Origin of the sequence: Streptomyces sp. NPDC096310, assembly GCF_044763125.1 — a bacterium.
GTDB lineage: Bacteria > Actinomycetota > Actinomycetes > Streptomycetales > Streptomycetaceae > Streptomyces.
On sequence record NZ_JBIWFO010000007.1, the window covers coordinates 123,227 to 144,370 of the forward strand.

Below are 21,144 nucleotides of genomic sequence, written 5' to 3' on the forward strand. Positions count from 1 at the left end.
GGTCGTACGGTCCTTAGTGGTGCGGCGGTTTCGTCACTCGGGCGTGTACACGGTCTGGATCAGGCGCCGGCTCTGCCCCCGTCGGACGAGCACACCGCGTCCGGCGGGCTGCTGCGAGGCGTACACACCGGGGAAGAGCTGGCCCTCGCTGCGGTCGCCCGCCATCACCACCGCCGAGGCCCCCGATTCGCGCAGCCCCTGCACCAGCGGCTCGTACATGCCGCGCGAGGCGCCGGCGACGCGGCGGGTCAGCACGAAGTGCAGGCCGATGTCGACCGCCGACGGGACGTACGGCAGGAAGGGAGCGAGCGGCGACTGCCCGGCGGTGGTGAGCACGTCGTAGTCGTCCACGAGGACCACGATCCGGGGACCGCCGCCCCAGCTACCGGGTTCCAGGTCGTCGAGGGGGGCCTTGTCGTCGGGCATCCGCCGTTCCAGCTCGGTGGCGATGCCGACGGCCAGCCCCGTGCACATCTTGGCGTTGTACGCGTAGCCCCCGTTGAACTCCTCGGGGATCGCTCCGCGCAGGGCGCGGCGCGGGTCCATGACGGCGAAGACCAGCTCCTCCTCGCCGTACCGCTCGATGAGTCCGGCCGCGATGGTCTTCAGCAGGTTCGTCTTGCCGCATTCGCTGTCGCCCATGACCAGCAGGTGCTGGTCGTGCGCGAAGAGGTCAAGCAGTACGGGCGCCAGCGCCGTCTGGTCGAGGCCGATGGGCACCCGGCGGGGCTCCGCGGCGGGTCCCGGCAGCAGGTGCGGTTCCAGGACGTGCGGCAGTACCCGTACCGGCTGGGCGGCCTCTCCGCTCCAGGTGGCGCGCACCTGGCGGGCCGTGCGTTCCAGTACGGCGCCCAGGTCCGCCTGGTCGGCGAGGCCGTCCGTGCGGGGCAGCGCGACCTGTGCGAACAGTTTGCCGTCGGTGAGGACCCGGCCGGGCTCGTCGGGCGAGAGGGTCTCGGCGAGCTTGCGCTCGATGCTGGACTCGCTGGGGTCGTTGAGGCGCAGCTCCACCCGGGTGCCGAAGTTCGACTGGGTGGCGATGCGGACGTCGTTCCAGCGGAGCATGCCCGCGACGACGTGGATGCCGTAGCCGCCGCCGCGCTTGAGGATGTCCACGACGGCGTCGTCGAGTTCCTCGAAGTCGTCGCGCAGTGCGCCGAAGCCGTCGATGACGAGGACGATCTCGGCGGAGGCCAGCTGCGGCAGCCGGCCCGCCGCGTGCAGGGTGCGCAACTGCTCGACGGAGTCGATGCCGTGGTCGCGGAAGAGGTCCTCGCGGGCGGCGAGCATGTTCCGTACCTCTTCGACGGTACGGGCCGCGCGCTCGCGGTCGGCGCGGCCGGCGACGCCGCCGACGTGCGGCAGACCCGACAGGGCCTGGAGGCCGCCGCCGACCAGGTCGAGGCCGTAGACGCCGACCTCGCGCGGGGTATGGGTCAGTGCGAGCGAGAGGACGAGGGAGCGCAGCAGGGTGGTCTTGCCGGACTGCGGCCCGCCGATGACGGCCGCGTGGCCGCCCGCGACGGTCAGGTCGAGGTACCACTCGCCCTGCCACTGCCTCGTCGGGTCGTCGAGCAGGCCCAGCGGCACGACGAGCCGGCCGCGCCGCTTGGCGAGTTGCATCCCGCGCGGGCCGGCGTCCAGCGGGCCGGCGACCGTGTCCAGCGCGATCGCGGTGGACAGCGGCGGCAGCCAGATCCGGCGCACGGGTGCGGCGGCGTGCTCCAGTTGGCCGACGATGACGCCCATCTCGGTGGGGCCGGTCTCGCGGCGCCGGGCGGAGGGTTCCTGCGGCCCCTGGTTCTCCGGCTCGGCGAGGGTGTTGAACGCCTCGTACTCCAGGGCGAGGGGGCCGGTGTCCTCCTCCTCGGTCTGTCGGACGGGCCCCCGGTAGCCGCCGGACACATAGCTCGCCTTGAAGCGCTCGTAGTGGCTGGTGTCCACCTTGAGGTAGCCGAAGCCGGGCAGCGGGGGGAGGTGGAAGGCGTCGGTGGTGTCCAGGACCGTGCGGGACTCGTCGGCGGAGAAGGTGCGCAGGCCCAACCGGTAGGAGAGGTAGGTGTCCAGGCCCTTGAGCTTGCCGCCCTCGATGCGCTGGCTGGACAGCAGCAGGTGTACGCCGATGGAGCGGCCGATCCGGCCGATGGACAGGAAGAGGTCGATGAAATCGGGCTTGGCCGTGAGCAGTTCGCCGAACTCGTCGATGACGACGAACAGGTGCGGCAGCGGTTCCAGGTCGGGCCGCCGGTCGGCGCGCAGCGCGGCGTAGTCGCCGATGTCGGCGACGTTGCCCGCGCCCTTGAGGACCTGTTGGCGGCGCTTGACCTCGCCCGCGAGGGAGGCGTGGACGCGCTCGACGAGACCGGCCTGGTTCTCCAGGTTGGTGATGACACCGGCGACGTGCGGCAGGTCCGCGAACGGGGCGAAGGTCGCGCCGCCCTTGTAGTCGACGAGGACGAGCGCGAGGTCCTCCGGCGGGTGCGTGGCGACCAGGGCGAGCACGAGGGTGCGCAGCAGTTCGGACTTGCCGGAGCCGGTGGCGCCGACGCACAGCCCGTGCGGGCCCATACCCAGCTCGGAGGACTCCTTCAGGTCGAGCAGGACCGGCTCGCGGGAGTCGCTGACGCCGATGGGGACGCGCAGGAAGGCGCGCTCGCCGCGCGGTGCCCACAGCCGGTCGAGGTCGAGGCGGGCCACGTCGTCGATGCCGAGCAGGTCGGCGAAGTCGACGGGGCCCGACAGCGGGGCGTCGACCAGGGACTCGGCGGACAGCCGCAGCGGCGCGAGCATCCGGGCCAGGCCTTCGGCGAAGGGGATGCCGACCTCGTCCACGGTGCCGTGGGCGCTGATCGGCTCCTCCTGGCGCAGGTCCTCGATGAGAACCCGGTCTCCTTCGACGGTGATCCGTACGCCGACGTGGCCGGGCTCCTGGATCCGCTGGTCGAGCAGGTGCAGGACGGTGACGCCCATCTCGCGCAGGCCGACGGCGTCGTCCGGGCGCGGCAGCTCGACGGCGTCCTCGCCGTGTCCGTCGGCGACGACGAGCAGCCGGGAGGTCATCGACAGGGCGTCCTTGCCGGACAGGCCGCGACGGACTTCGGCGGCGTAGGAAGCGCGGCGGCGCAGTTCGGGGCCGAGCCGGCGGGCGAGCTGCGCCGCCGAGGGGGCGATCCGCCGGGCGGCGACGGGGCCGTCGAACTGCTCGGTGTCGAGCAGGTGCGGCATCCACTTGGCCCATTCCCAGTCGTCGAGCCGGTCGCCGGGCACGGCCAGGGCGATGGCGACGTCGTCGGGTGCGTGGGCGGCGGCGGTCTGCACCATCAGGGCGCGGGCGACGCGCAGGCAGTCCTCGCGGGGACCGATGACGGAGACGTTGCCGATGCGGTCGAGGGGGACGGTGAGCGGGAGTTCGGTGCCGTTGCGGAACCGGGTGGTCAGGGCCGTGGCCTCGTTGAGCATGAAGAGGTCGGGCGGAGTGAGGACGGTGGAGCCCTGGTCCGCGATCCGCAGGTCGCGTACGGGCATCTCGCCGGTCCCGATGCGCACGCGCAGGAAGTCGGCGTCGGCGCGGCGGCGCTCCCACAGCCGGGCCGGGTCGCGCACGATGTCGTAGAGGGCGTGGGGCTGCGGGTTGAGCACGTCGGCGTGCTCGCCCCGTTCACGTTCCTCGGCGGCGAGTTCCTCGCGGAGGTCCTCCAGGTAGGCGAGGTACGCCTCGCGCTGGGCGCGGCGGGTGCGTTGGGCCTTGCCGCGCTGGGAGAAGACGAGACCGACGGAACCGATGACGGTGACGACGAGGATGAGTGCGCCGAGCGCGGCGAACTGGCTGTTGCGGACGACCGTCATCATCACGACGGACGACATGACACCGGCCACGGGCAGCAGCGACATGGCGATGTTGCCCGCCTTGCCCTCGGGCAGGTTCGGAGGTGCCTCTATGACGCGTGCCTCGGGGGCGGCGGGCGGCCTGACCGTCCGGGCCGGGCGGTGGATCAGTCGGGTGCTCATCTTCGTCGTCCGTCGTCGTCCGTCAGTGGCGCTTCTGGGAAAGCTGGAACGCGTCCGCCGCGATGCGGGCGGCGGCCGTCCTGGTCGCCTGGGCGAGCAGGTCGGTGCGGATCGCGCCGCCGTCCGCGAGATGGCGGTCGTACGGCAGGACGTGGACGCTCGTCCCGGTGGACCGGAGCGTGCGTACCGCCTCTTCGGTGTCGATGCCCGAGTGCGGGGCCTGTTCGGTGAGGACCACGACGGTGCCGCCGATCACGTGCGGGGGCAGGCCCCGCATCCACTGGAGCACCGCGTGCGTGCTGGCGACGCCGTCGAGGGTCGCGGGGGTGGTCAGGACGCAGGCCTGGGAGGCGGTCAGCGCGACGCGGGCCACTTCCGCGGGGAGCGTCTCGCAGTCGACGACCGTGACGCCGAAGTAGCGGCGCAGGGCGACCATGACGCGCTCGTAGGAGCGGAAGTCCAGCATGGCGCCGATCTGGCCCTGGCTGCCGGGCAGCAGCCAGGCGTTGTCGCGGAGCTGGACGAGGTAGCCGGTGATGTCGAGCAGCGACATCTGCGGTTGGACGATGTCGGCGACGTCCCCGGTGGTCCAGCGCAGTGATTCGGCACCGAGACGGATGGGCAGCGAGCCGAGGGCGGGATCGGCCTCGACGAAGAGGACGGGGTCCTGGCGGTAGTGGGCGTACGTGGTGCCCAGCAGGGCCGCGACGGTGGACTTGCCCGCGCCGCCGCGGATGGAGGTGACGGCGATCTGGCGGCCGGTGGTCACCGGCTGTTGGAGCGATTCGGCGGTACGGGAGGCCTCGGCGACCTCGCGGGCCACCGATGAGGAAACGGTCCGCCAGATCGCGCGGGCGGCCCGGACCGGGAAGGGTTCGCCGTTGCGGGGCTTGCGGCTCGCTCCGGCGAGGCTCGGATCGACCGCGGGGCGGGAGCCGGGGGTACGGGGCGTGCGGGCGCCGGCGGGGCCGTGTGCCGGGGCGTCGTTCTCCGGCCGCCGGGCGGCAGGCGGGGCCTGGGGGGCGGGGTGCGGGGGCGTGTGTGGGGTCCCCGGGGCGACGGGCAGCGCGGGATCCGGCCCCGGGCCGGGGGACGCGGGCGCGGTGGCGCCCTGCCCGGCGGGCCCGGCCCCGCCCTGGGGGGCGGGCGGCGGGCCGCCGCCCCTCAGGTCCCGCAGGACGTCACCCTGCCAGTTGTCCGCGTTCGACATGTCTGCCCCCTGACCTCTTGTTCCGGCCTGCTGCCCCGCGTGGAGCGCCTGCGCGTGGACCTCAGAATTTGTCGAGCAACTGCCCGTAGATGCCGAACACTCCGATGGCCAGCGGGAACAACCCCACCACCCCGACGGACTCGACGAAGTCGGCCATGCGCCGCAGCCGTACCTGCACGTGGTCGGACGGCTGGATCGCGAGCCCGAGCAGCGGCAGCAGCGTGGCCACGCACAGCACGGCGAGGGCTCCCGCGCCGCCGCCGTGTCCGATCCACAGCATCACGAGGCGTACGAGGAGCAACCCCGCCGCGGCGATCAGCGCCACGACCTCCGCGACCAGCGGGAAGGCCCGCGCCCTCGACAGCAGCACCACGGCGACGAGCGACGGCAGCACCACGGTCCACACGCTCGGTTCGCCGGCCAGCGTGAGCAACCAGCCGGCCGCCGCGGCGGAGACGGCCGTCGCGATCGTGGCGAGGGCGAGGCCCCGGTGCGTGGCGGCGAGCGCGTTGCCCACCTGGTGCCGGCTCACGGAGGTACCGCCGGAGCGCCGGTCGTCGAGCGCTGTCAGCCCCGACGCCATCAGCGCGAGGCGGGGCAGCAGGCCGAGCAGGACGACGGAGAACACGGCCATGACCGCGCCGAGTCGGGCCGGGTCGTCCTGTACGGAGGCGACCGCCTCCCACACGGCGGTGATCGCGGCGATGGCGGCGGCGCCCATGAATCCGCCGCGACCGAGCGGGGAGAACCAGCCGAGCATGACGAGGGTCAGGACGAGCGCGGCCGCGACGGCGGCCAGTCGTGTGGTCCCCGCCCACTGGTGGGCGTCGGCGGCCGTCCATGCCGTGAGGATGCCGAGTCCTCCGGAGGCGAGCAGGAGAGCCGAGGCCAGGCCCCGGTTTCCGTTCCCGACGCGGGCGCCGAGGGCACCGGCGGCGAACAGGAGGACGGTGACGACGAGCAGGACGCCGGCCAGGACGTCGAGTGCGAAATCGCGGCGGGCGAGCAGTGCGGCGATCACCGCCAAGGCGACGGTCGCCACTCCCGCGCTGCCCCTGCGGGCGGCGGGGCGCCAGCGCCAGGCCTGGAGGTCGAGATCGTCGGCCACCAGGTCGACGACGTCGTGAACGACGGGGGCGGGCGGCGCGGAGTGGGTCCTGACCAGCCGCAGGACCGCGCCGTCGGCCACGCCGGCGCCGGCCAGCGTGCTGTCCTGCGGCAGCGCGGAGCCGTCCGGCGTCACCAACTGGCGTGTCATGGGCCGCGAGGCGGCACGGTCGTCGAGCAACTGCAGGATGTCCGGAAGCAGTTGCCCTATGGGGGTGTCCGAGGGGAGGACCATGTCGGCCCGGCGCCGCTCGCCGACCAGGGTCACCCGGGACAGGTGCCCTCGGGAAGGCGTTGCTGTGCTCACCACTTGCGCGAACCTATCATTGCGGCGTTGCGGCCCTTCAGGGTCAAGGTTTCTACGAATGGGTCGACTTGGGCGACTTCGCCGTCGGCGACGGCGACGGCTGCGCGTACGGTTGCACGAGCCCCTGTTGTCGCTGCCTCTGTTGCTGCTGTTCGGCCTTCTGCTTCGCCAGCGTGGCCTGGATGAAGGACCATCCGACACATCCCGCGCACAGGACGGCCGCGATGGCCATGCCCGCGAACACCTTCCCGAGCCGTTCGTCCGCGGTGCGTCGCGCCCGCCCCGCCCCGAAGAGCAGCGCGTCGCGCATCCTGCGACGGCGTACCGTCACCGACTCCAGTAGTTGACTGTCGTAGTCCCGTGCCATGTGTCGTCCGTCGCCTCCCCCACTGTTTTGCCTGTGCAACATAGAACATCCGTCGGGTCCGGGCACACCCCGGGAGCCCGCGCGTCGCGGTCCGGGGAACGACGGGGAGGGACGGGCCACCCGTTCGGTCAGCTCCACGCGGGCCTGGTCGATCTTCCGGCGGATGTTCTTCTGCTGGGTGACCGCGGCCGGCGGGCTGGTTGTGCCCAGCGGGTGCGGCAACACGGAAAGCCCAGGTCGGAGATGGTCCGACCTGGGCTTTCCGTGTGCTGCGAGGGCTGGCGTCCGGCCGCCGGGATCACAGGAGGCGCTTGCGGCCCCAGGTGAGGACGAAGGCGACGACGGCGGCCGCGATCGTGAGCATGATGCCCGCTCCGAGCCACTGCATCGTCTGCATCTGGGAGATGGGGAGGTAGTCGATGGACCAGCCGATGACGTGCTGGGACTCCAGGCAGGCGGTGTGCGCCTTCTCGTTGTCGATCTGGTCGAGACAGGCGGTCCAGTCCAGGCGCTCTCCGGAGCTGGTGAGGAAGTAGGTGCCCTGTCCCTGCTGCACCGCCTGGGAGGGCAGCTCCGGGAGCCGGGCGTCGGGGCCCACGCCCTGATCGGTGTTGACCGACTGGATGTTCCCCAGGTTCAGTCGGAACCGGTCCCAGACGACCCCGATCGCCACGACGGCGCCGAGGGTGACCACCATCGACACCAGGGTGCGGCGCAGGAGCGTGCCGACCGCCACGCCCACGGCGAACGTGAGCAGGGCGTACGCCACCGGCATGACCCCAGTGACGTCGAAGAGCGCACCGCTGGTCCACTCAAGGGTGTCGGTGCGCCCCTGGGCCGGGCTCCACCACCAGTCGAACACGGCGCCGAGCGTGGCCGTGGACAGGGCGATCAGGGCGGCGGTCATGGCGAGCTTCGTGGTGAGCCACCGCAGCCGGCTGACGGACTGTGAGGTCACCAGCTTGGCCGTACCGGACTCCAGGTCGCCCGCGATGAGCGGGGCACCGAGGAAGACCCCCGCCAGGACCGGGATGTAGCCGAGGTAGCCGCCGAAGCTGAACAGCCGGCCGGTGTACTCCTCGAAGTCGGAGGGCGGACCGCCGGACTTCCCGGCCGAGGCGTCGTACGCGTCCAGGTGGTCCACCATCTGCCCGCGCAGGAAGACCATGGCGAGCGCGGCGAGGACGGTGAGGCCGATGAGGGTCCAGAACGCGGCGCGGTGCTGGCGCCAGACGAGCCAGGCCGGACCGCGCAGCCGGGGGGCGCCCTGACGGGGGGCCCGGCTGTTCCGGGAGCGCCCGGCGGGCGCCGAGTGGGCCGGGTCACGAGTGAGCGTGGTCATGCGGTCACAGCCTTCGTACGGTCGTGGGCGATGATGTCGTGGATGTCGCCGACCCGGGCGCTGGGGGCGATGAGCGCGGGCGCGTCGGGCGAGCGCAGATAGGCGAGCAGCAGCTCCTCCAGGGTGGGCGGCTCGGCCTGGCCGCCGTACTGGATCGGTGCGGCGAGACGCACCAGGAGGCCCGGCCGGCCGTCGCCGCTGCGGGAGTCGATGAGCCGGTGCGGGGCGACGGCGGGGTACGAGCCGTCCGCGGAGGCGGTGAACAGGGCGTGTGCGGCGCGCAGTTCGGTCACCTCGCCCGCGAGGCGCAGACCGCCGTCCGCGATGACCAGGAGGAAGTCGCAGATGAACTCCAGCTCGGAGAGCATGTGCGAGGACACCAGCACCGTCGTGCCGTGTTCGGCGGCCTCCGCCCGCAGGGTCGCCATCAGTTCGCGACGGACCAGCGGGTCCAGGTCGGACATCGGCTCGTCGAGGATGAGCAGTTCGGGGCGCTTCCCGAAGGCCAGCGCGAAGGCGACGCGGGTGCGCTGACCGCCGGACAGCGTTCCGATCCTCGCCCCCATCGGCACCTGGCCCGCGTGGACGATGCCCTCGGCGACCGCCTGGTCCCAGCGCGGGTTGAGTTCCCGGCCCAGCCGCAGGGTCTCGGCCACGGTGAACCGCCGGAACAGCGGCTTCTCCTGGGTCAGGAACGCGGTGCGCAGGACGGACTCCGTCGATCCCGGTGCCGCGCCGAACACCCGCAGGTCGCCGGTTGTCGGCCGGATCATGTGAGTGGCCAGACCCAGCAGGGTGCTCTTGCCGGCGCCGTTGGGGCCGACCAGCCCGCAGACCCGCCCGGCCGGGAGCCGGAAGGACACGTCCCGCAGGGCCCAGCCGCGCCGGTACTTCTTGCCGAGCCCCTGGGCCTCGATCGCGGACCCGCCGGCGCCGGCGGTGCGTGCGAACTCCGTTCCGCTTCCGTGGTGCGTCGCTGCGTGGTCCATGGGTGGCTCCTGTGCGTAAGGGGGGAAGGGAGAAGAAGGCGGCTGTGGGCCGGCGCGGGCGGCGTGTACGGCTGCCACGGTGGCCTGCCGCGCTGTGCCGGGCGGGGCGTCGCCGCGGGGGAGGGCGGTCGGACCGGTCACGTCCACCCCGTGGACCAGGACCACGCGCGGTGCCCCGCGCCCCGGCGGTTTCGCTCGGCGCGCCGCGCTCGTGAGACGGTGAGCGGGGCGGTGAACGGGGCGGTGCCGACGCGGGCTCCGGCGTCCGCGGAGTTCCCCGTCAGGGCGATGTCGGCCGTGATCATGACATGCTCCCTGGATGAGGAATGGCGACTGCCGCCCGATGGACACCACTCTTCTCCGCCGCGTTCCACGGCGGATCGGGCGAAAGACAGATCATCTGTGGCCGGCTCCGACTTTCGGCCGGTCGGAGGGAGGACGGTGAGAGCGATGGCGGAGGCGGCGGACGGAGCGGCCGCGCCCATGACCGCGGGAGGGAAGGGGCGCTCCCGGCTGCTGCCTGTCATGGCGTGGCTTGTGCTGGTCGCGTGCCTGGCCGTGCTCGGCGTGCTGGACGGGGTGGGCGGCTTCTACGCGGTCGAGGAACTCGGCCGCGCCAAGCTGATCGGCGCTGTGCTGGCCTGTGCTGCCGCCGTGCTCTCGCCCCGGCTCGGCAACCGCGCGCTGCCGGCCGTGGGCTGTGCGCTCGCGGTCCAGTCGCTGGGTGTCTCGGCCCTGCTGCGCGGAAGCAGTTCGTTCGGCAGGGAGGCGATGGGATTCGCCGAACCGGCGGCACTGGTGTGGCTCCTGCTGCTGGTCGCCCGGCGGGGGAAGCCGTCGTGGGCGTCGTTGGCCGTGTCGCTGCTCGGCATGGCGATCGTGCTGCGGCCGGTCGCGGCCGTGGCGCGGCAGTCCACCATCATCCTGGCGCTGCTCTTCGCCCTGGCGGCGGTCATGGCCCTGGGTATCGGTCTCGGGATGCGCCTGCTCCAGGTGGACCGGCGGCGGCAGGCGACGGCCCTGCGGTTGGAGCAGCGGACGGAGTTCGCCAGGGATCTGCACGACTTCGTCGCCCACCACGTGACCGGCATCGTGGTCCAGGCACAGGGCGCCCAGGCGATGGCCGAGAAGCGGCCCGACATGCTGCCCCCCGCGCTGCGACGGATCGAGCAGGCGGGCTCGGAGGCGCTGACGTCCATGCGGCACATGGTGGGGATGCTGCGCGACGCCGACGGAGAGGTGGCGCTGACTCCGCTGGCGGGCATCGGCGAAGTGCGTTCGCTGGTCGAGGAGTTCTCGTCCGTCGGCGGCGCCCGCGCCACGCTCGACCTGGAAGGGACCTTCGACGACCTGCCGGTGGAGGTGACGACCACGGTGCACCGTGTGGTGATGGAGGCCCTCACCAACGTACGCAAGCACGCGCACGGATGCACCGAGGTGCGGGTGCGCGTGGACCGCTCCGAGGACCGGGTCACCGTACGGGTCGGCGACGACGGACGGCAGCGCCATCTCTCCCACGGCGGCTTCGGGCTGAAGGGCCTGGCCGAGCGGGTGGGTCTGGTCGGCGGAACCGTCCAGGCGGGCCCGGTCACCGGCGGCGGCTGGGGCGTCGAGGCGGCGCTCCCGGTGTCCAAGGCGAAGGTGGCGGTGTCATGACGATCCGGATCCTGATCGCCGACGACCAGGCCATGGTCCGTGCCGGATTCGCGATGATCCTGGCGGCCGAGGACGACATCGAGGTCGTCGGGGAGGCCACGGACGGGGTGCACGCCCTGGAACTCGCCGAGCGCCACCGGCCCGATGTGGTGCTGATGGACATCCGCATGCCCCGCATGGACGGGCTGGAGGCGCTGCGCCGGCTGACCCGCCCCGGCACCGTGAATCCGCCGAAGGTCGTCGTGGTCACGACGTTCGACGACGACGAGTACGTCCAGCGTGCCCTGAGCGAGGGCGCCTCCGGGTTCCTGATCAAGGACTCAGGACCCGCCCTGCTGGTGGAGGCCATTCGCGCGGCCTACTCCGGTGAGGCGCTGGTGAGCCCGGCCATCACCGTACGGTTGCTGCGGCAGTTCCACGGCTCCGCGCCCGCGCCCCGCAAGCCGGACACCGCGCTCTCCGAACGGGAGAAGGACCTGGTGCGTCTGGTGGCGAGGGGGCTGACCAACGCGGAGATCGCCACCGAACTCTCCATCTCGGTGGGCACGGTGAAGACCCATCTCGGCAACGTGCAGATCAAACTGCCCGCCCGCAACCGGGTGGAGATCGCCGCCTGGGCCTGGGAGTCCGGCCTGGTCGGCGGGAGACGGTGAGCCGCGTGCGGGCGACGCGGGGGCCGGGGCGCCCGTAGGCACCCCGGCCTTCTGTCCGCTCCTCGGTCAGGACGCGGGGAGTTCGCCGCGGACCGTACGGGCGGCGGTGACCAGGTTCTCCAGGGAGGCCATGGTCTCGGGCCAGCCGCGGGTCTTCAGGCCGCAGTCCGGGTTGACCCACAGCCGGTCGGCGGGGATGGCCTTGAGGCCGGCCCGCAGCAGATCGGCGGCTTCCCGTGCGCTCGGTACGCGCGGGGAGTGGATGTCGTACACGCCGGGTCCGGCCTCGCGCGGGTAGCCGTGGGCGGCGAGTTCGTGGGCGACCTGCATATGGGAGCGGGCGGCCTCCAGGCTGATGACGTCGGCGTCGAGGTCGTCGATGGCCTGGACGATGTCGCCGAACTCGGCGTAGCACATGTGCGTGTGGATCTGGGTGTCCGGGAGCACGCCGCTGGTGGTGAGGCGGAAGGACTCGGTCGCCCAGTCCAGGTAGGCGGCGCGGCCGGCGGCGCGCAGGGGCAGGGTCTCGCGCAGGGCCGGTTCGTCGACCTGGATCACCGAGGCGCCGCCTGCCTCCAGATCGGCGACCTCGTCGCGCAGGGCGAGGGCGACCTGGCGGGCGGTGTCGCCGAGCGGCTGGTCGTCGCGGACGAAGGACCAGGCGAGCATGGTGACGGGGCCGGTGAGCATGCCCTTGACCGGGCGTGACGTGAGCGACTGGGCGTACGTCGTCCAGCGCACCGTCATGGGTCCGGGGCGGGAGATGTCCCCGGCCAGTACCGGCGGACGGACATAGCGGGTGCCGTAGGACTGCACCCAGCCGTGCCGCGTGACGAGATAGCCGGTGAGCTGCTCGGCGAAGTACTGCACCATGTCGTTGCGCTCGGGCTCACCGTGGACCAGGACATCGATCCCGGCCTTCTCCTGGAAGGCGATGACCTCCTGGATCTCGGCCTTGATGCGCTCCTCGTACCCGGCGGTGTCGATCCGGCCGGCCCGCAGGTCGGCGCGGGCGGTGCGCAGCTCGTCGGTCTGCGGGAACGAGCCGATGGTGGTCGTCGGCAGCAGCGGCAGTCCCAGGTGGGCGCGGTGCGCGGCGGCCCGCTCCGGGTACGGCTGGGCGCGGCGGCCGTCGGCGTCGGTGACGGCGGCGGTCCTGGCCCGTACGGCCGGGTCGTGGGTGAGGGGGGAATCCGTACGGGAGGCGAGGTCGGCCCGGTTGTCGGCCAGCTCGGCGGTGATGGCGCCGGTGCCCTGGGCCAGCCCCTTCGCCAGGGTGACGATCTCGGCGGTCTTCTGCCGGGCGAAGGCGAGCCAGCGCAGCACCCGCGGGTCGATGTCCCGTTCGGCCGCGGTGTCGAGCGGGACGTGCAGGAGGGAGCAGGAGGCGGCCACATCGACCCGGGCGGCCAGACCGAGGAGGGTGGCGAGGGTCGCGAGGGACTTCTCGTAGTCGTTGATCCAGATGTTGCGGCCGTTGACGACGCCCGCGACGAGCCGCTTGCCGGGGAGTCCGCCCGCGGCGGCGAGGTCGTCGAGGTTGGCCGCGGCGGCGTCGGTGAAGTCCAGCGCCAGCCCCTCGACGGGGGCCTTCGCCAGGACGGGCAGCGCGTCGCCGAGCCGGTCGAAGTACGAGGCCACCAGCAGCTGGGGCCGGTCGGTGCGGTTGCCGAGGTCGCGGTAGGCGCGGGCGGCGGCGTCCAGCTCGGCGCGCGTACGGTCCTGGACCAGCGCGGGCTCGTCGAGCTGTACCCACGCGGCGCCGGCCGCGCGCAGATCGGCGAGGACCTCCGCGTAGACGGGCAGCAGCCGGTCCAGCAGCGTCAGCGGCTCGAATCCGGCGGGCACGCCGGGGGCGGGCTTGGAGAGCAGGAGATAGGTGACGGGGCCGACCAGGACCGGGCGGGCGGTGTGCCCCAGCGTCAGTGCCTCGGTCAGCTCGGCGACCTGCCGGGTGGAGTCGGCGGTGAAGACGGTGTCGGGGCCGAGTTCGGGGACGAGGTAGTGGTAGTTCGTGTCGAACCACTTGGTCATCTCCAGCGGCGCCACATCCTTGGTGCCGCGGGCCATCGCGAAGTAGCCGCCGAGTGCGTCGGCCGCGACGGCCGCCCGGTGCCGCTCGGGTACGGCGCCGACCATGACGCTGGTGTCCAGGACGTGGTCGTAGTACGAGAAGTCGCCGGTGGGCACCTCGTGGACTCCGGCGTCCGCCATCTGCCGCCAGTTGGCCCGGCGCAGACCGGCCGCCGTCTCCCGGAGGGCGCCGGCGGTGACGCGGCCCTTCCAGTACCCCTCGACGGCCTTCTTCAGTTCCCGGTTCTGGCCCTGGCGGGGGTAGCCGTACACGGTGGCCCGTGCTGCCGCGGCCGCGGACTGTGTCGTCACGGAAATCTCCTTCGCGAGATGACTCCTGAACATCCCGGGGACGGGACGTGGGCGCGAAAGGGTGACGAACCCGACGGTCGAGACGGCGCCTCGGGCGCGCTGGTCCGTCCGGTATGTACGCCGACCCGCCCACGAGGTCACCGGGATATCCGCACGCGATCGGTCGCGTACGGGCAACGGGCAGGTCTTCGGACTCGCGGGCACGTCTGCCGGGGCAGACACCTACTGGCCGTCGCTTCCCGGACCCTGTACGTCGGATCCAGTGCGTATGACGGCGGTCGTTCCCGCTCACCGCTGCGGGGCAGTCCCGGATTCCCACCGGGTTCCCTCTTACGACGCGTCTGCCTGGATGGCAGGGCGAACCAGCTACATCCGCCAGGCTAGAGCGTGGGCAACCCGCCGGACGAATGTGTTCACATTCCGGAATGTGAGGTGGATCACGAGCCCGGCGTCTCCGCGAAGATCCAGCGGTTGGCGGCCAGCGCGTCGTCCGGCTCGGGGAGCGGGCCGCGGCCGTGGAGGCGGGTGAAATCGAACGGCGAGCGGACCGAGACCGTCCAGCCCCGCCGGGCGAGCTCGGCGGCCGACGCGGGGCGCGGATCCGGGTCGAAGAGAGCCGGCAGATCGATGTCGATCCGCGCCTTCGTCGTGGTGTAGACGGGACTGGCGCGTACGTCCGCACCCTCCAGGTTCTTGATCTCGTACGCCAGTGTGCTCCCGGGCGCGCTCAGCCGGTCCACCGTCGCGATGAGATTCCGCTCGGCCGCCGCCGGGAGGTACAGCAGCAGCCCCTCGACGAGCCAGGCGGTCGGTACGGCCGGGTCGAGCCCCGCGGCGATCAGCGCGTCGGCCCAGTCGAACCGGAGATCGGCCGCGACCGGTCTGCGCTCGGCCACGGGGACGGCACCCGACCCGTCGAGTACGGCCTGCTTGAAGGCCAGCATCTCGGCGGTGTCGATCTCGTGGACCACACAGCCGGGCGGCCAGCCGAGCCGGAACGCCCGGGAGTCCAGCCCCGCGCCCAGCAGCACCACCTGGCGCACGCCCGTGTCCGCCGTACGGAGCAGATGGTCGTCCAGGACCCGGGTGCGCAGGGCGAAGTACCGGCCGAGGCGGCCCCAGAGCGGGTCGGCGTTCCCGCCGGGGACCTGGTCGGGGCGGACCGGCCAGCCGGCCGAGGCCGGTGCCGCCCGGACGAAGCGCTCCGCGAACTCGTCCCGTGCCAGGGCGTCCGGGCGGTGGGTCTCGATGGCGCGGGCGGCGGCCACCATGAGGGCGGTCCTGCCCACGCCCCCGGCCACCCCGAGGGCCGGCTCCGGTGCCGTACCGGCGGCGGGCGGGGTCACCGGAACAGGCCCGCGGTCAGGTGGTCCCCGGGGATACCGGCCTTCTCGGGGCGGTAGAAGTCCCTGATGGCGTCCGCCCAGATGTCCACCGCGACACGGTCGTCGTCCGTGGGGTCGAGGGCGTCGAACAGGGCGTCGATGTTGGGCTGCCGGAAGCCGACGCCCCTCATCAGGCCACCGAAGACGGGACGGGTGACAAGGCCGTCCTCCTCCAGGGAGCCGAGACCGGCGAACGCCTCGGCGAACGCGTCGACCGTCGACGCGAACCGCTCCGGCGCCAGCACGCAGGCGGTGAACTCCTCCTGGCCGACCCGCCCGTCGCCGTCGGTGTCCAGTTCGGTGACGAGGGTCGTCCAGTACCGCTGGAAGGCGTCGAGCAGCGCGCGTTTCCGGGCGTCGGGTGCCGTGGGCACCGCCGCGACCACCCGGCGTCCCATCAGCTCGAAGTCGGCGGCCTCCAGATAGCCGTTCCCGTCGGCGTCGAACAGCGAGAAGACGAGCTGGACACGGTTGGTCGCCTCAACGGTACGCATGGCGCCCTCCTCTGCTCTCCGGTCTCCGGCTCTCGGGCCGCTTGCCCCTCCACTATCCGGGCGGGGCGGGCGCGGCGATACGGAAAACCCGCACCTGCACACGAACGAGCGCAATGGGCTGGGCGGCGCATGGAAGGCCACGGTTCTGGAAAGTGAGGCGCTCGCTTTGCCCGCACGTAGTATCGACGGGCGCCGCGCCGAGGCGCCGTACGCCGTACGCCGGCCACCGAGACCCGGACCCCCGGCCCCGGACCCCCGGCCCCGGACCCCCGGCCCCGGACCCCGGCCCCGGCCCCGGCCCGAGACCCGAGAGACTTCCACCATGGCATCACGCGCCCTGCTTGCGGATCCGGCCTTTCTCGCGTTCTGGGAGGAGCGGCATCTGTGCCTGCTCGCCACCCGCCGCCCCGACGGCACCCCGCACCTGGTGCCCGTCGGGGTGACCTACGACCCGCACGCCGGGATCGCCCGGGTCATCACCGGCGGCGGGACGGCGAAGGCCAGGAATGTCATCGCGGCAGGACCCGATGCGCCCGTCGCGGTCAGCCAGGTCGACGGAGCCCGCTGGGCCACGCTCGAAGGCACCGCCGTGGTCAACCGCGACCCCGAGGCGGTCGCCGAGGCCGAACGGCGTTACACCCGGCGGTACAAGCCGCCGCGAGTCAACCCGGAGCGGGTGGCGATCGAGATCACCGTGACCAGGGCCATGGGGAACTTCTGAGACCCCAGGGCGTGTTAGGCCCTAGAGCGGAAGCGTGATGCAGATGCTCTTGCCCCCGCCGTCCCCGTCCTGGCGGACGACCGCCGAGCCCGCGAGGCTCGACGTGAGTTCGACGACGGTCGCCAGTCCCGTGCTCGCGGCAGCCACGCCGGTGCCGGCCGTGGTACGCAGGGAGGGCTGATAGGGGTGGCGGTCGTGGACCGCGAAGACGAGGGTGTCGTGGCCGGCCGCGTAGCTGACGGTGAGGCTGGGGGAGACGGACGCCGCGTGCCGGACGCTGTTCGTGACCAGTTCGCTCAGGATCAGCAGGGCCGGATCGACGGCGGGGTGGTGCGGGCTGATGCCCCACTCGGCCAGCAACCGCTGGGTGGTCTCGCGCGCCGTCCGTACGGCGGCGGGCCGGGCGGGCAGCGTCAGCACATGGCGGTGGGGCAGCGGGGCGATACGGCGGCTCACCGCGCGGAGACCTCGGATTCCCGCAGTTCCTCCAGGAGTTGATGCTGACCGGCCAGGAGTTCGGTGAGGATCCGCCGCGCGGCCCGCAGCAGATCCGCGACATCGCCTCCCGCCAACTCGTAGACGACGGTCGGGCCTTCACGGCTGGAGGTGACGATGCCGGAGCGGCGCAGCACGGCGAGTTGCTGGGAGAGCGCGGAGGGCTCGATCTCGATCTCGGCGAGCAGGTCCCGTACGGGCATCGGGCCGTCCTGGAGCAGTTCCAGGACCCGGATGCGCACCGGATGCCCGAGCATCCGGAAGAACTCCGCCTTCGCCTGGTACAGCGGAATCCCCACGAAACCCTCGCTCTCCCTCTCGCCGCACCACCCCCACGGCGTGGCACACGGCCCGTACAGCATCTAGGCAATTGCAGAAGTTTGCAATTCCTGGGGCCATGGAACGGCCGTGCGATGTGTACGGGGTGGAGCGGGCCGGTCCGTACGACGCCGTACGGACCGGTTCCGCGGGCCGGTCCGGCGGACCGGCCGGCCCTGCGGCGGCCGAAGGAGGCTGCCGGATCAGACCCCTTGGATCTCCCGGGCCACTTGGATCACTCGGGCCCCTTGGAACTCCCGGGCGCCTTGGATCTCTCAGTCCTCTCGGGTCTCTCGGACCTCCTGGTCCGCTCAGTCCTGCGAGGACTTCTTCTCCTGAAGGTCTTCGAGGAAGTCCTTCGCCTTGTCGACGCCGGTGTCGAGGTGATCGCTGTACTTGCCGTCGGTCTTGTCGTCGATCACGTCGGCGACCTTCTCCAGCCCGTTCCCGATCATCTCGCCGTGCTCGCTCGCGAGATCCGTGGCCTTGTCCTTCAGGTCCTTCAGTGCGTCAAACATGGGGCCGACCTCCGGTGTGAGCTGCCCAAAGAAGTGGTCGAAGAAGTGGTCGAAGAAAGTGGTCAGCACCGGATCTTAGCGACCCGGGGGCTCAGTGGCCGGCGCAACCGAGCCAGTAGCCGAAGCCCCGGTGGGTGTGGACCAGTGCGGGTTCTTCCCGGTCCACCTTCTGGCGCAGACGGGAGACGAGCTTCTCGATCGCCTGCCCGGCGCGGAACTCGCCCCAGACGTGCCGGCTGATCTGTTTCTTCGACAGCACGCGCTCCGCGTTGGCCATCAGATGGTGCAGCAGCCGGTACTCGGCCGGGGTGAGACCGAGCGGACGGGCCCCGCGCCGCGCCCGGCACGTGACGTCGTCCAGGACCAGGTCGCCGTAGCAGGGCGGCCCCTCGTACCGGTCATGGCGGCGGGCGCCCAGCAGGGCCTGCGCACGGGCCAGCACCTCGGCGATCCGTACGGGCTTGGTGACGTAGTCCTCGGCCCCCGGGCTGAGTTCGGGGGCGAGGCGGGGGAGGGCGTCGCACGCGGCCAGGAAGAGCAGCGGGGGGCGGTCCGCCGGTACGACGCGGCGGCCCCGGGCGAAGGCCGCCAGGTCCGGCAGGGTGGCGTCCCAGACGACCAGGTCGAAGCGGTGCTGCGTGATCCGCACCATCCCCTCGGCGCCGGTGGGCGCCACGCCGACCCGGTAACCCGCCAACTCCAGGGTGGTGGTGAGCAGTTCGTTGATACCGGGATCGTCGGCGACGACCAGGACGTGCTGTCCGTCACCACGGCGGGGCGACAGCTTCTCGTTGAGGCTGCTCTGCATGACAGAACCATTCGTCATAAGGACCGGTCCGCGTGGGACGCGGCTGCGCCGTCAGGCGGAGGGCCGGGCATCGGCACTTTTCTCGGAGCGGGTGGTGAAGTCGTCGACCAGGCGGCGGAAGAGCGTGGCGAACTCCCGCAGTTCCTCGGGCGACCAGTCGGCCAGGGCCTCCTCCACGCTCCGGCGGCTCACCTCCCGTACGCGGTCGATCGCGGCCTGTCCGGCGTCGGTGAGCCGGACGCGCTGCGCGCGGCGGTCGTCCGGGTCGGGGACGCGGACCACGTAGCCGTGCTCCTCCAAGTGGCGCAACTGGCGGGCGACATGGGACGCCTCCACGGAGAGCCGGACGGCCAGCGCCCCGGGGCGCGGCGCCTCGCCGCCGTTGCCGGCCAGGCGCCGCAGGATCGCCACGGCGGCCCGGTCGAGCGGCAGTCCGGACACGGACTTCAGATGCTCGTGGTGCCGGGCCCGGCCGGCCAGGTAGGTGAGGCGGGAGAGGCCCCGTTCGATCTCGTTCAGATCCGTCGGGGCGGGCTGGGGGGCCGCCTCCGGTACGGACTCGGGGGCCGTTCCCGGCAGGGGCGCGGGGGCCGGATCCGGCGTGGGTGGGGGTGTGGGCATGGGAACACCGTAGAGCTGCTTGCCTAAGTCAATCAAGAGTTTAAAGATTGCTTGACTCAAGTAAGGCAAACCTTCCGTCGAGTTCCGGTCACGGTCAAGTAAAGTTGCTTAAGTCAATCAATCGGAATATGGTTGCGTGAGTCAAGCACACCTGAGGGTTCCCACGGAGGCACTTCCATGTCCGACACCCCGCCCACTCCCGCCCGGCCCGTCGCCGGGGGCGCCGCGCCGCCGAGGGCGAACGCCGTGGTGGCGGTCCTGGCCTTCGCCGGGATCGTCGTCTCGCTGATGCAGACCCTGGTGATCCCGATCGTCCCGGAGCTGCCGAAGTACCTCGACGCCTCGGCCTCGAACACCGCGTGGGCGGTCACCGCCACCCTGCTCGCCGCCGCCGTCGCCACCCCGGTCGCCGGGCGCATCGGCGACATGTACGGCAAGCGCCGCATGCTGCTGGTCAGCATCGCCCTGCTGGTGACCGGGTCGGTCGTCTGCGCGCTCAGCGACTCCCTGGTCCCGATGATCGTCGGGCGCGTCCTCCAGGGCATGGCCGGCGCCGTCATCCCGCTCGGCATCAGCATCATGCGGGACGTCCTGCCCGCCGAACGGCTCGCCGGGGCGACCGCGCTGATGAGCGCCTCGCTCGGGGTGGGCGGCGCGCTCGGTCTGCCCTCCGCCGCGCTCATCGCCGACACGTTCAACTGGCACGTGCTCTTCTGGACCTCGGCGGTCCTCGGCGCCGTCGCCGCCGTGCTCGTCGCGGTGCTCGTACCCGAGTCGAAGGTACGTACCGGCGGCCGGTTCGACCTGGTCGGCTCGCTCGGTCTGGCGACCGGACTGGTCTCCCTGCTGCTCGCCATCTCCAAGGGTGGCGACTGGGGCTGGACCAGCGGCACCGTCCTCGGTCTCTTCTCCCTCGCCGTCGTCGTCCTGGTGGCGTGGGGCTACTTCGAACTGCGCACCGCGCAGCCGCTGGTGGACCTCAGGACCACCGCCCGCCGGCAGGTGCTCTTCACCAACCTCGCCTCGGTGGCGCTCGGTTTCTCGATGTTCGCCATGTCCCTGGTCCTCCCGCAGCTCCTCCAGCTCCCCGAGGTCACCGGCTACGGCCTGGGCAAGTCGATGCTCTACACCGGCCTGGTCCTCGCCCCGCAGGGTCTGGTCATGATGGTGATGGCCCCGCTCTCCGCGGGCATCTCCAAGAGCAGGGGGCCGAAGGTCACCCTGATGATCGGCGCCCTGATCGTCGCCACCGGTTACGGCCTCAACATCCTGCTGATGTCCGAGGTCTGGCACCTCGTCCTGTCCTCCTGCGTCATCGGCGCGGGAGTCGGCTTCGCGTACGGGGCCATGCCCGCCCTGATCATGGGCGCCGTGCCCGCGTCCGAGACGGCCGCCGCCAACAGCCTCAACGCGCTGATGCGGTCCATCGGTACGTCGTTCGCCAGCGCCGTCGCCGGTGTCGTCCTGGCCCAGATGACCGTCACCTTCGGCACCACCGCGCTGCCCTCGCAGGACGGCTTCCGGGCGGTCATGGCCACCGGCGCCGGGGCCGCGCTCCTCGCCTTCGTCCTCTGCCTCTTCCTGCCGCGCCACCGCCCGGCCGCCGCGACGGCGGCCCCGGCTGCCGAGCCGGCCGGGGCGACGGCCGGCTGACGTCCCCGCTCGGGTGCGCTCGGGTCCGGCCCCTGGCTTCCTTGACCTGAACCCGGCTTGAGGTCGTAGCGTCCTGGCGTCGTGGCGTACCGATCACCACGAAGGGC

General features: G+C 72.2%; 19 protein-coding genes and 1 riboswitch. Of the genes, 4 read left to right on the top strand and 15 right to left on the bottom strand.

Translation table 11 applies throughout. The features are described 5' to 3' along the window. Positions 1 to 33: 33 nt before the first annotated feature. The 7 genes from eccCa to ACIQ7D_RS16755 all read right to left on the bottom strand — a co-directional run bounded on the left by eccCa (position 34) and on the right by ACIQ7D_RS16755 (position 9,635). Positions 34 to 4,008, bottom strand: coding sequence for a type VII secretion protein EccCa (eccCa, locus tag ACIQ7D_RS16725; RefSeq protein WP_403938115.1), 3,975 nt, complete (start codon positions 4,006 to 4,008; stop codon positions 34 to 36). A gap of 22 nt (positions 4,009 to 4,030) precedes the next feature. Continuing rightward, positions 4,031 to 5,218 (bottom strand): CpaE family protein, encoded by a 1,188-nt coding sequence (locus ACIQ7D_RS16730; protein WP_403938117.1) that lies wholly within the window; start codon positions 5,216 to 5,218, stop codon positions 4,031 to 4,033. A gap of 61 nt (positions 5,219 to 5,279) precedes the next feature. Then, positions 5,280 to 6,635 carry a type VII secretion integral membrane protein EccD gene (eccD, locus tag ACIQ7D_RS16735; RefSeq protein ID WP_403938118.1) on the bottom strand — a complete coding sequence of 452 codons (1,356 nt, stop codon included), beginning with the start codon at positions 6,633 to 6,635 and terminating at the stop codon, positions 5,280 to 5,282. 49 nt (positions 6,636 to 6,684) lie between these two features. Continuing rightward, positions 6,685 to 6,999, bottom strand: a complete 315-nt coding sequence (locus tag ACIQ7D_RS16740; RefSeq protein WP_403938120.1) for a hypothetical protein — start codon at positions 6,997 to 6,999, stop codon at positions 6,685 to 6,687. A 298-nt stretch (positions 7,000 to 7,297) separates the two neighbouring features. Then, positions 7,298 to 8,341 (bottom strand): ABC transporter permease, encoded by a 1,044-nt coding sequence (locus ACIQ7D_RS16745; RefSeq protein ID WP_403938121.1) that lies wholly within the window; start codon positions 8,339 to 8,341, stop codon positions 7,298 to 7,300. Continuing rightward, positions 8,338 to 9,330, bottom strand: a complete 993-nt coding sequence (locus ACIQ7D_RS16750) for an ABC transporter ATP-binding protein (RefSeq protein ID WP_403938123.1) — start codon at positions 9,328 to 9,330, stop codon at positions 8,338 to 8,340. The genes ACIQ7D_RS16745 and ACIQ7D_RS16750 overlap by 4 nt, the downstream gene beginning before the upstream one ends. Positions 9,331 to 9,467: 137 nt before the next feature. After that, positions 9,468 to 9,635 carry a hypothetical protein gene (locus ACIQ7D_RS16755; RefSeq protein WP_403938125.1) on the bottom strand — a complete coding sequence of 56 codons (168 nt, stop codon included), beginning with the start codon at positions 9,633 to 9,635 and terminating at the stop codon, positions 9,468 to 9,470. A gap of 178 nt (positions 9,636 to 9,813) precedes the next feature. Between ACIQ7D_RS16755 and ACIQ7D_RS16760 the strand changes: the two genes are divergently transcribed. Together ACIQ7D_RS16760 and ACIQ7D_RS16765 are read left to right on the top strand one after the other, a co-directional pair. Continuing rightward, positions 9,814 to 10,986, top strand: coding sequence for a sensor histidine kinase (locus tag ACIQ7D_RS16760; protein WP_403938127.1), 1,173 nt, complete (start codon positions 9,814 to 9,816; stop codon positions 10,984 to 10,986). After that, complete coding sequence (locus ACIQ7D_RS16765; protein WP_403938129.1) at positions 10,983 to 11,639, top strand: response regulator; 657 nt, start codon at positions 10,983 to 10,985, stop codon at positions 11,637 to 11,639. The genes ACIQ7D_RS16760 and ACIQ7D_RS16765 overlap by 4 nt, the downstream gene beginning before the upstream one ends. Before the next feature lie 66 nt (positions 11,640 to 11,705). Here ACIQ7D_RS16765 and metE read toward each other — a convergent pair whose 3' ends face one another. The 3 genes from metE to ACIQ7D_RS16780 form a co-directional block, all read right to left on the bottom strand. Next, positions 11,706 to 14,024, bottom strand: coding sequence for a 5-methyltetrahydropteroyltriglutamate--homocysteine S-methyltransferase (metE, locus tag ACIQ7D_RS16770; RefSeq protein ID WP_403938131.1), 2,319 nt, complete (start codon positions 14,022 to 14,024; stop codon positions 11,706 to 11,708). Between the two features lie 161 nt (positions 14,025 to 14,185). Then, a riboswitch (cobalamin riboswitch) is annotated at positions 14,186 to 14,388 on the bottom strand. 73 nt (positions 14,389 to 14,461) lie between these two features. Next, positions 14,462 to 15,370 carry an SAM-dependent methyltransferase gene (locus ACIQ7D_RS16775; RefSeq protein ID WP_403938133.1) on the bottom strand — a complete coding sequence of 303 codons (909 nt, stop codon included), beginning with the start codon at positions 15,368 to 15,370 and terminating at the stop codon, positions 14,462 to 14,464. Further along, positions 15,367 to 15,903 (bottom strand): EF-hand domain-containing protein, encoded by a 537-nt coding sequence (locus ACIQ7D_RS16780; protein WP_403938135.1) that lies wholly within the window; start codon positions 15,901 to 15,903, stop codon positions 15,367 to 15,369. The genes ACIQ7D_RS16775 and ACIQ7D_RS16780 overlap by 4 nt, the downstream gene beginning before the upstream one ends. Before the next feature lie 322 nt (positions 15,904 to 16,225). On the opposite strand from ACIQ7D_RS16780, the gene ACIQ7D_RS16785 reads away from it, so the two are divergent. After that, complete coding sequence (locus ACIQ7D_RS16785) at positions 16,226 to 16,624, top strand: pyridoxamine 5'-phosphate oxidase family protein (protein ID WP_403938137.1); 399 nt, start codon at positions 16,226 to 16,228, stop codon at positions 16,622 to 16,624. Positions 16,625 to 16,645: 21 nt separating this feature from the next. Here ACIQ7D_RS16785 and ACIQ7D_RS16790 read toward each other — a convergent pair whose 3' ends face one another. From ACIQ7D_RS16790 to ACIQ7D_RS16810, 5 genes are all read right to left on the bottom strand, one after another. Then, positions 16,646 to 17,080 carry an ATP-binding protein gene (locus ACIQ7D_RS16790; RefSeq protein ID WP_403938139.1) on the bottom strand — a complete coding sequence of 145 codons (435 nt, stop codon included), beginning with the start codon at positions 17,078 to 17,080 and terminating at the stop codon, positions 16,646 to 16,648. Next, entirely contained in the window at positions 17,077 to 17,418 is a 342-nt protein-coding gene (locus tag ACIQ7D_RS16795) for an ArsR/SmtB family transcription factor (RefSeq protein ID WP_384915157.1), read from the bottom strand. Before ACIQ7D_RS16795 ends, ACIQ7D_RS16790 begins: the two co-directional genes overlap by 4 nt. 330 nt (positions 17,419 to 17,748) lie before the next feature. Next, complete coding sequence (locus ACIQ7D_RS16800; protein WP_403938141.1) at positions 17,749 to 18,024, bottom strand: antitoxin; 276 nt, start codon at positions 18,022 to 18,024, stop codon at positions 17,749 to 17,751. Positions 18,025 to 18,046: 22 nt separating this feature from the next. Beyond that, on the bottom strand, positions 18,047 to 18,763 hold the full coding sequence (locus ACIQ7D_RS16805; RefSeq protein ID WP_403938143.1) for a response regulator transcription factor: 717 nt from the start codon (positions 18,761 to 18,763) through the stop codon (positions 18,047 to 18,049). 51 nt (positions 18,764 to 18,814) lie between these two features. Next, positions 18,815 to 19,384: a MarR family winged helix-turn-helix transcriptional regulator gene (locus ACIQ7D_RS16810; protein WP_403938145.1), complete on the bottom strand. Its 570-nt coding sequence runs from the start codon at positions 19,382 to 19,384 to the stop codon at positions 18,815 to 18,817. A 177-nt stretch (positions 19,385 to 19,561) separates the two neighbouring features. Here ACIQ7D_RS16810 and ACIQ7D_RS16815 point away from each other — a divergent pair, with 177 nt between their 5' ends. After that, positions 19,562 to 21,037 (top strand): MFS transporter, encoded by a 1,476-nt coding sequence (locus ACIQ7D_RS16815; protein ID WP_403938147.1) that lies wholly within the window; start codon positions 19,562 to 19,564, stop codon positions 21,035 to 21,037. Positions 21,038 to 21,144: the final 107 nt, after the last annotated feature.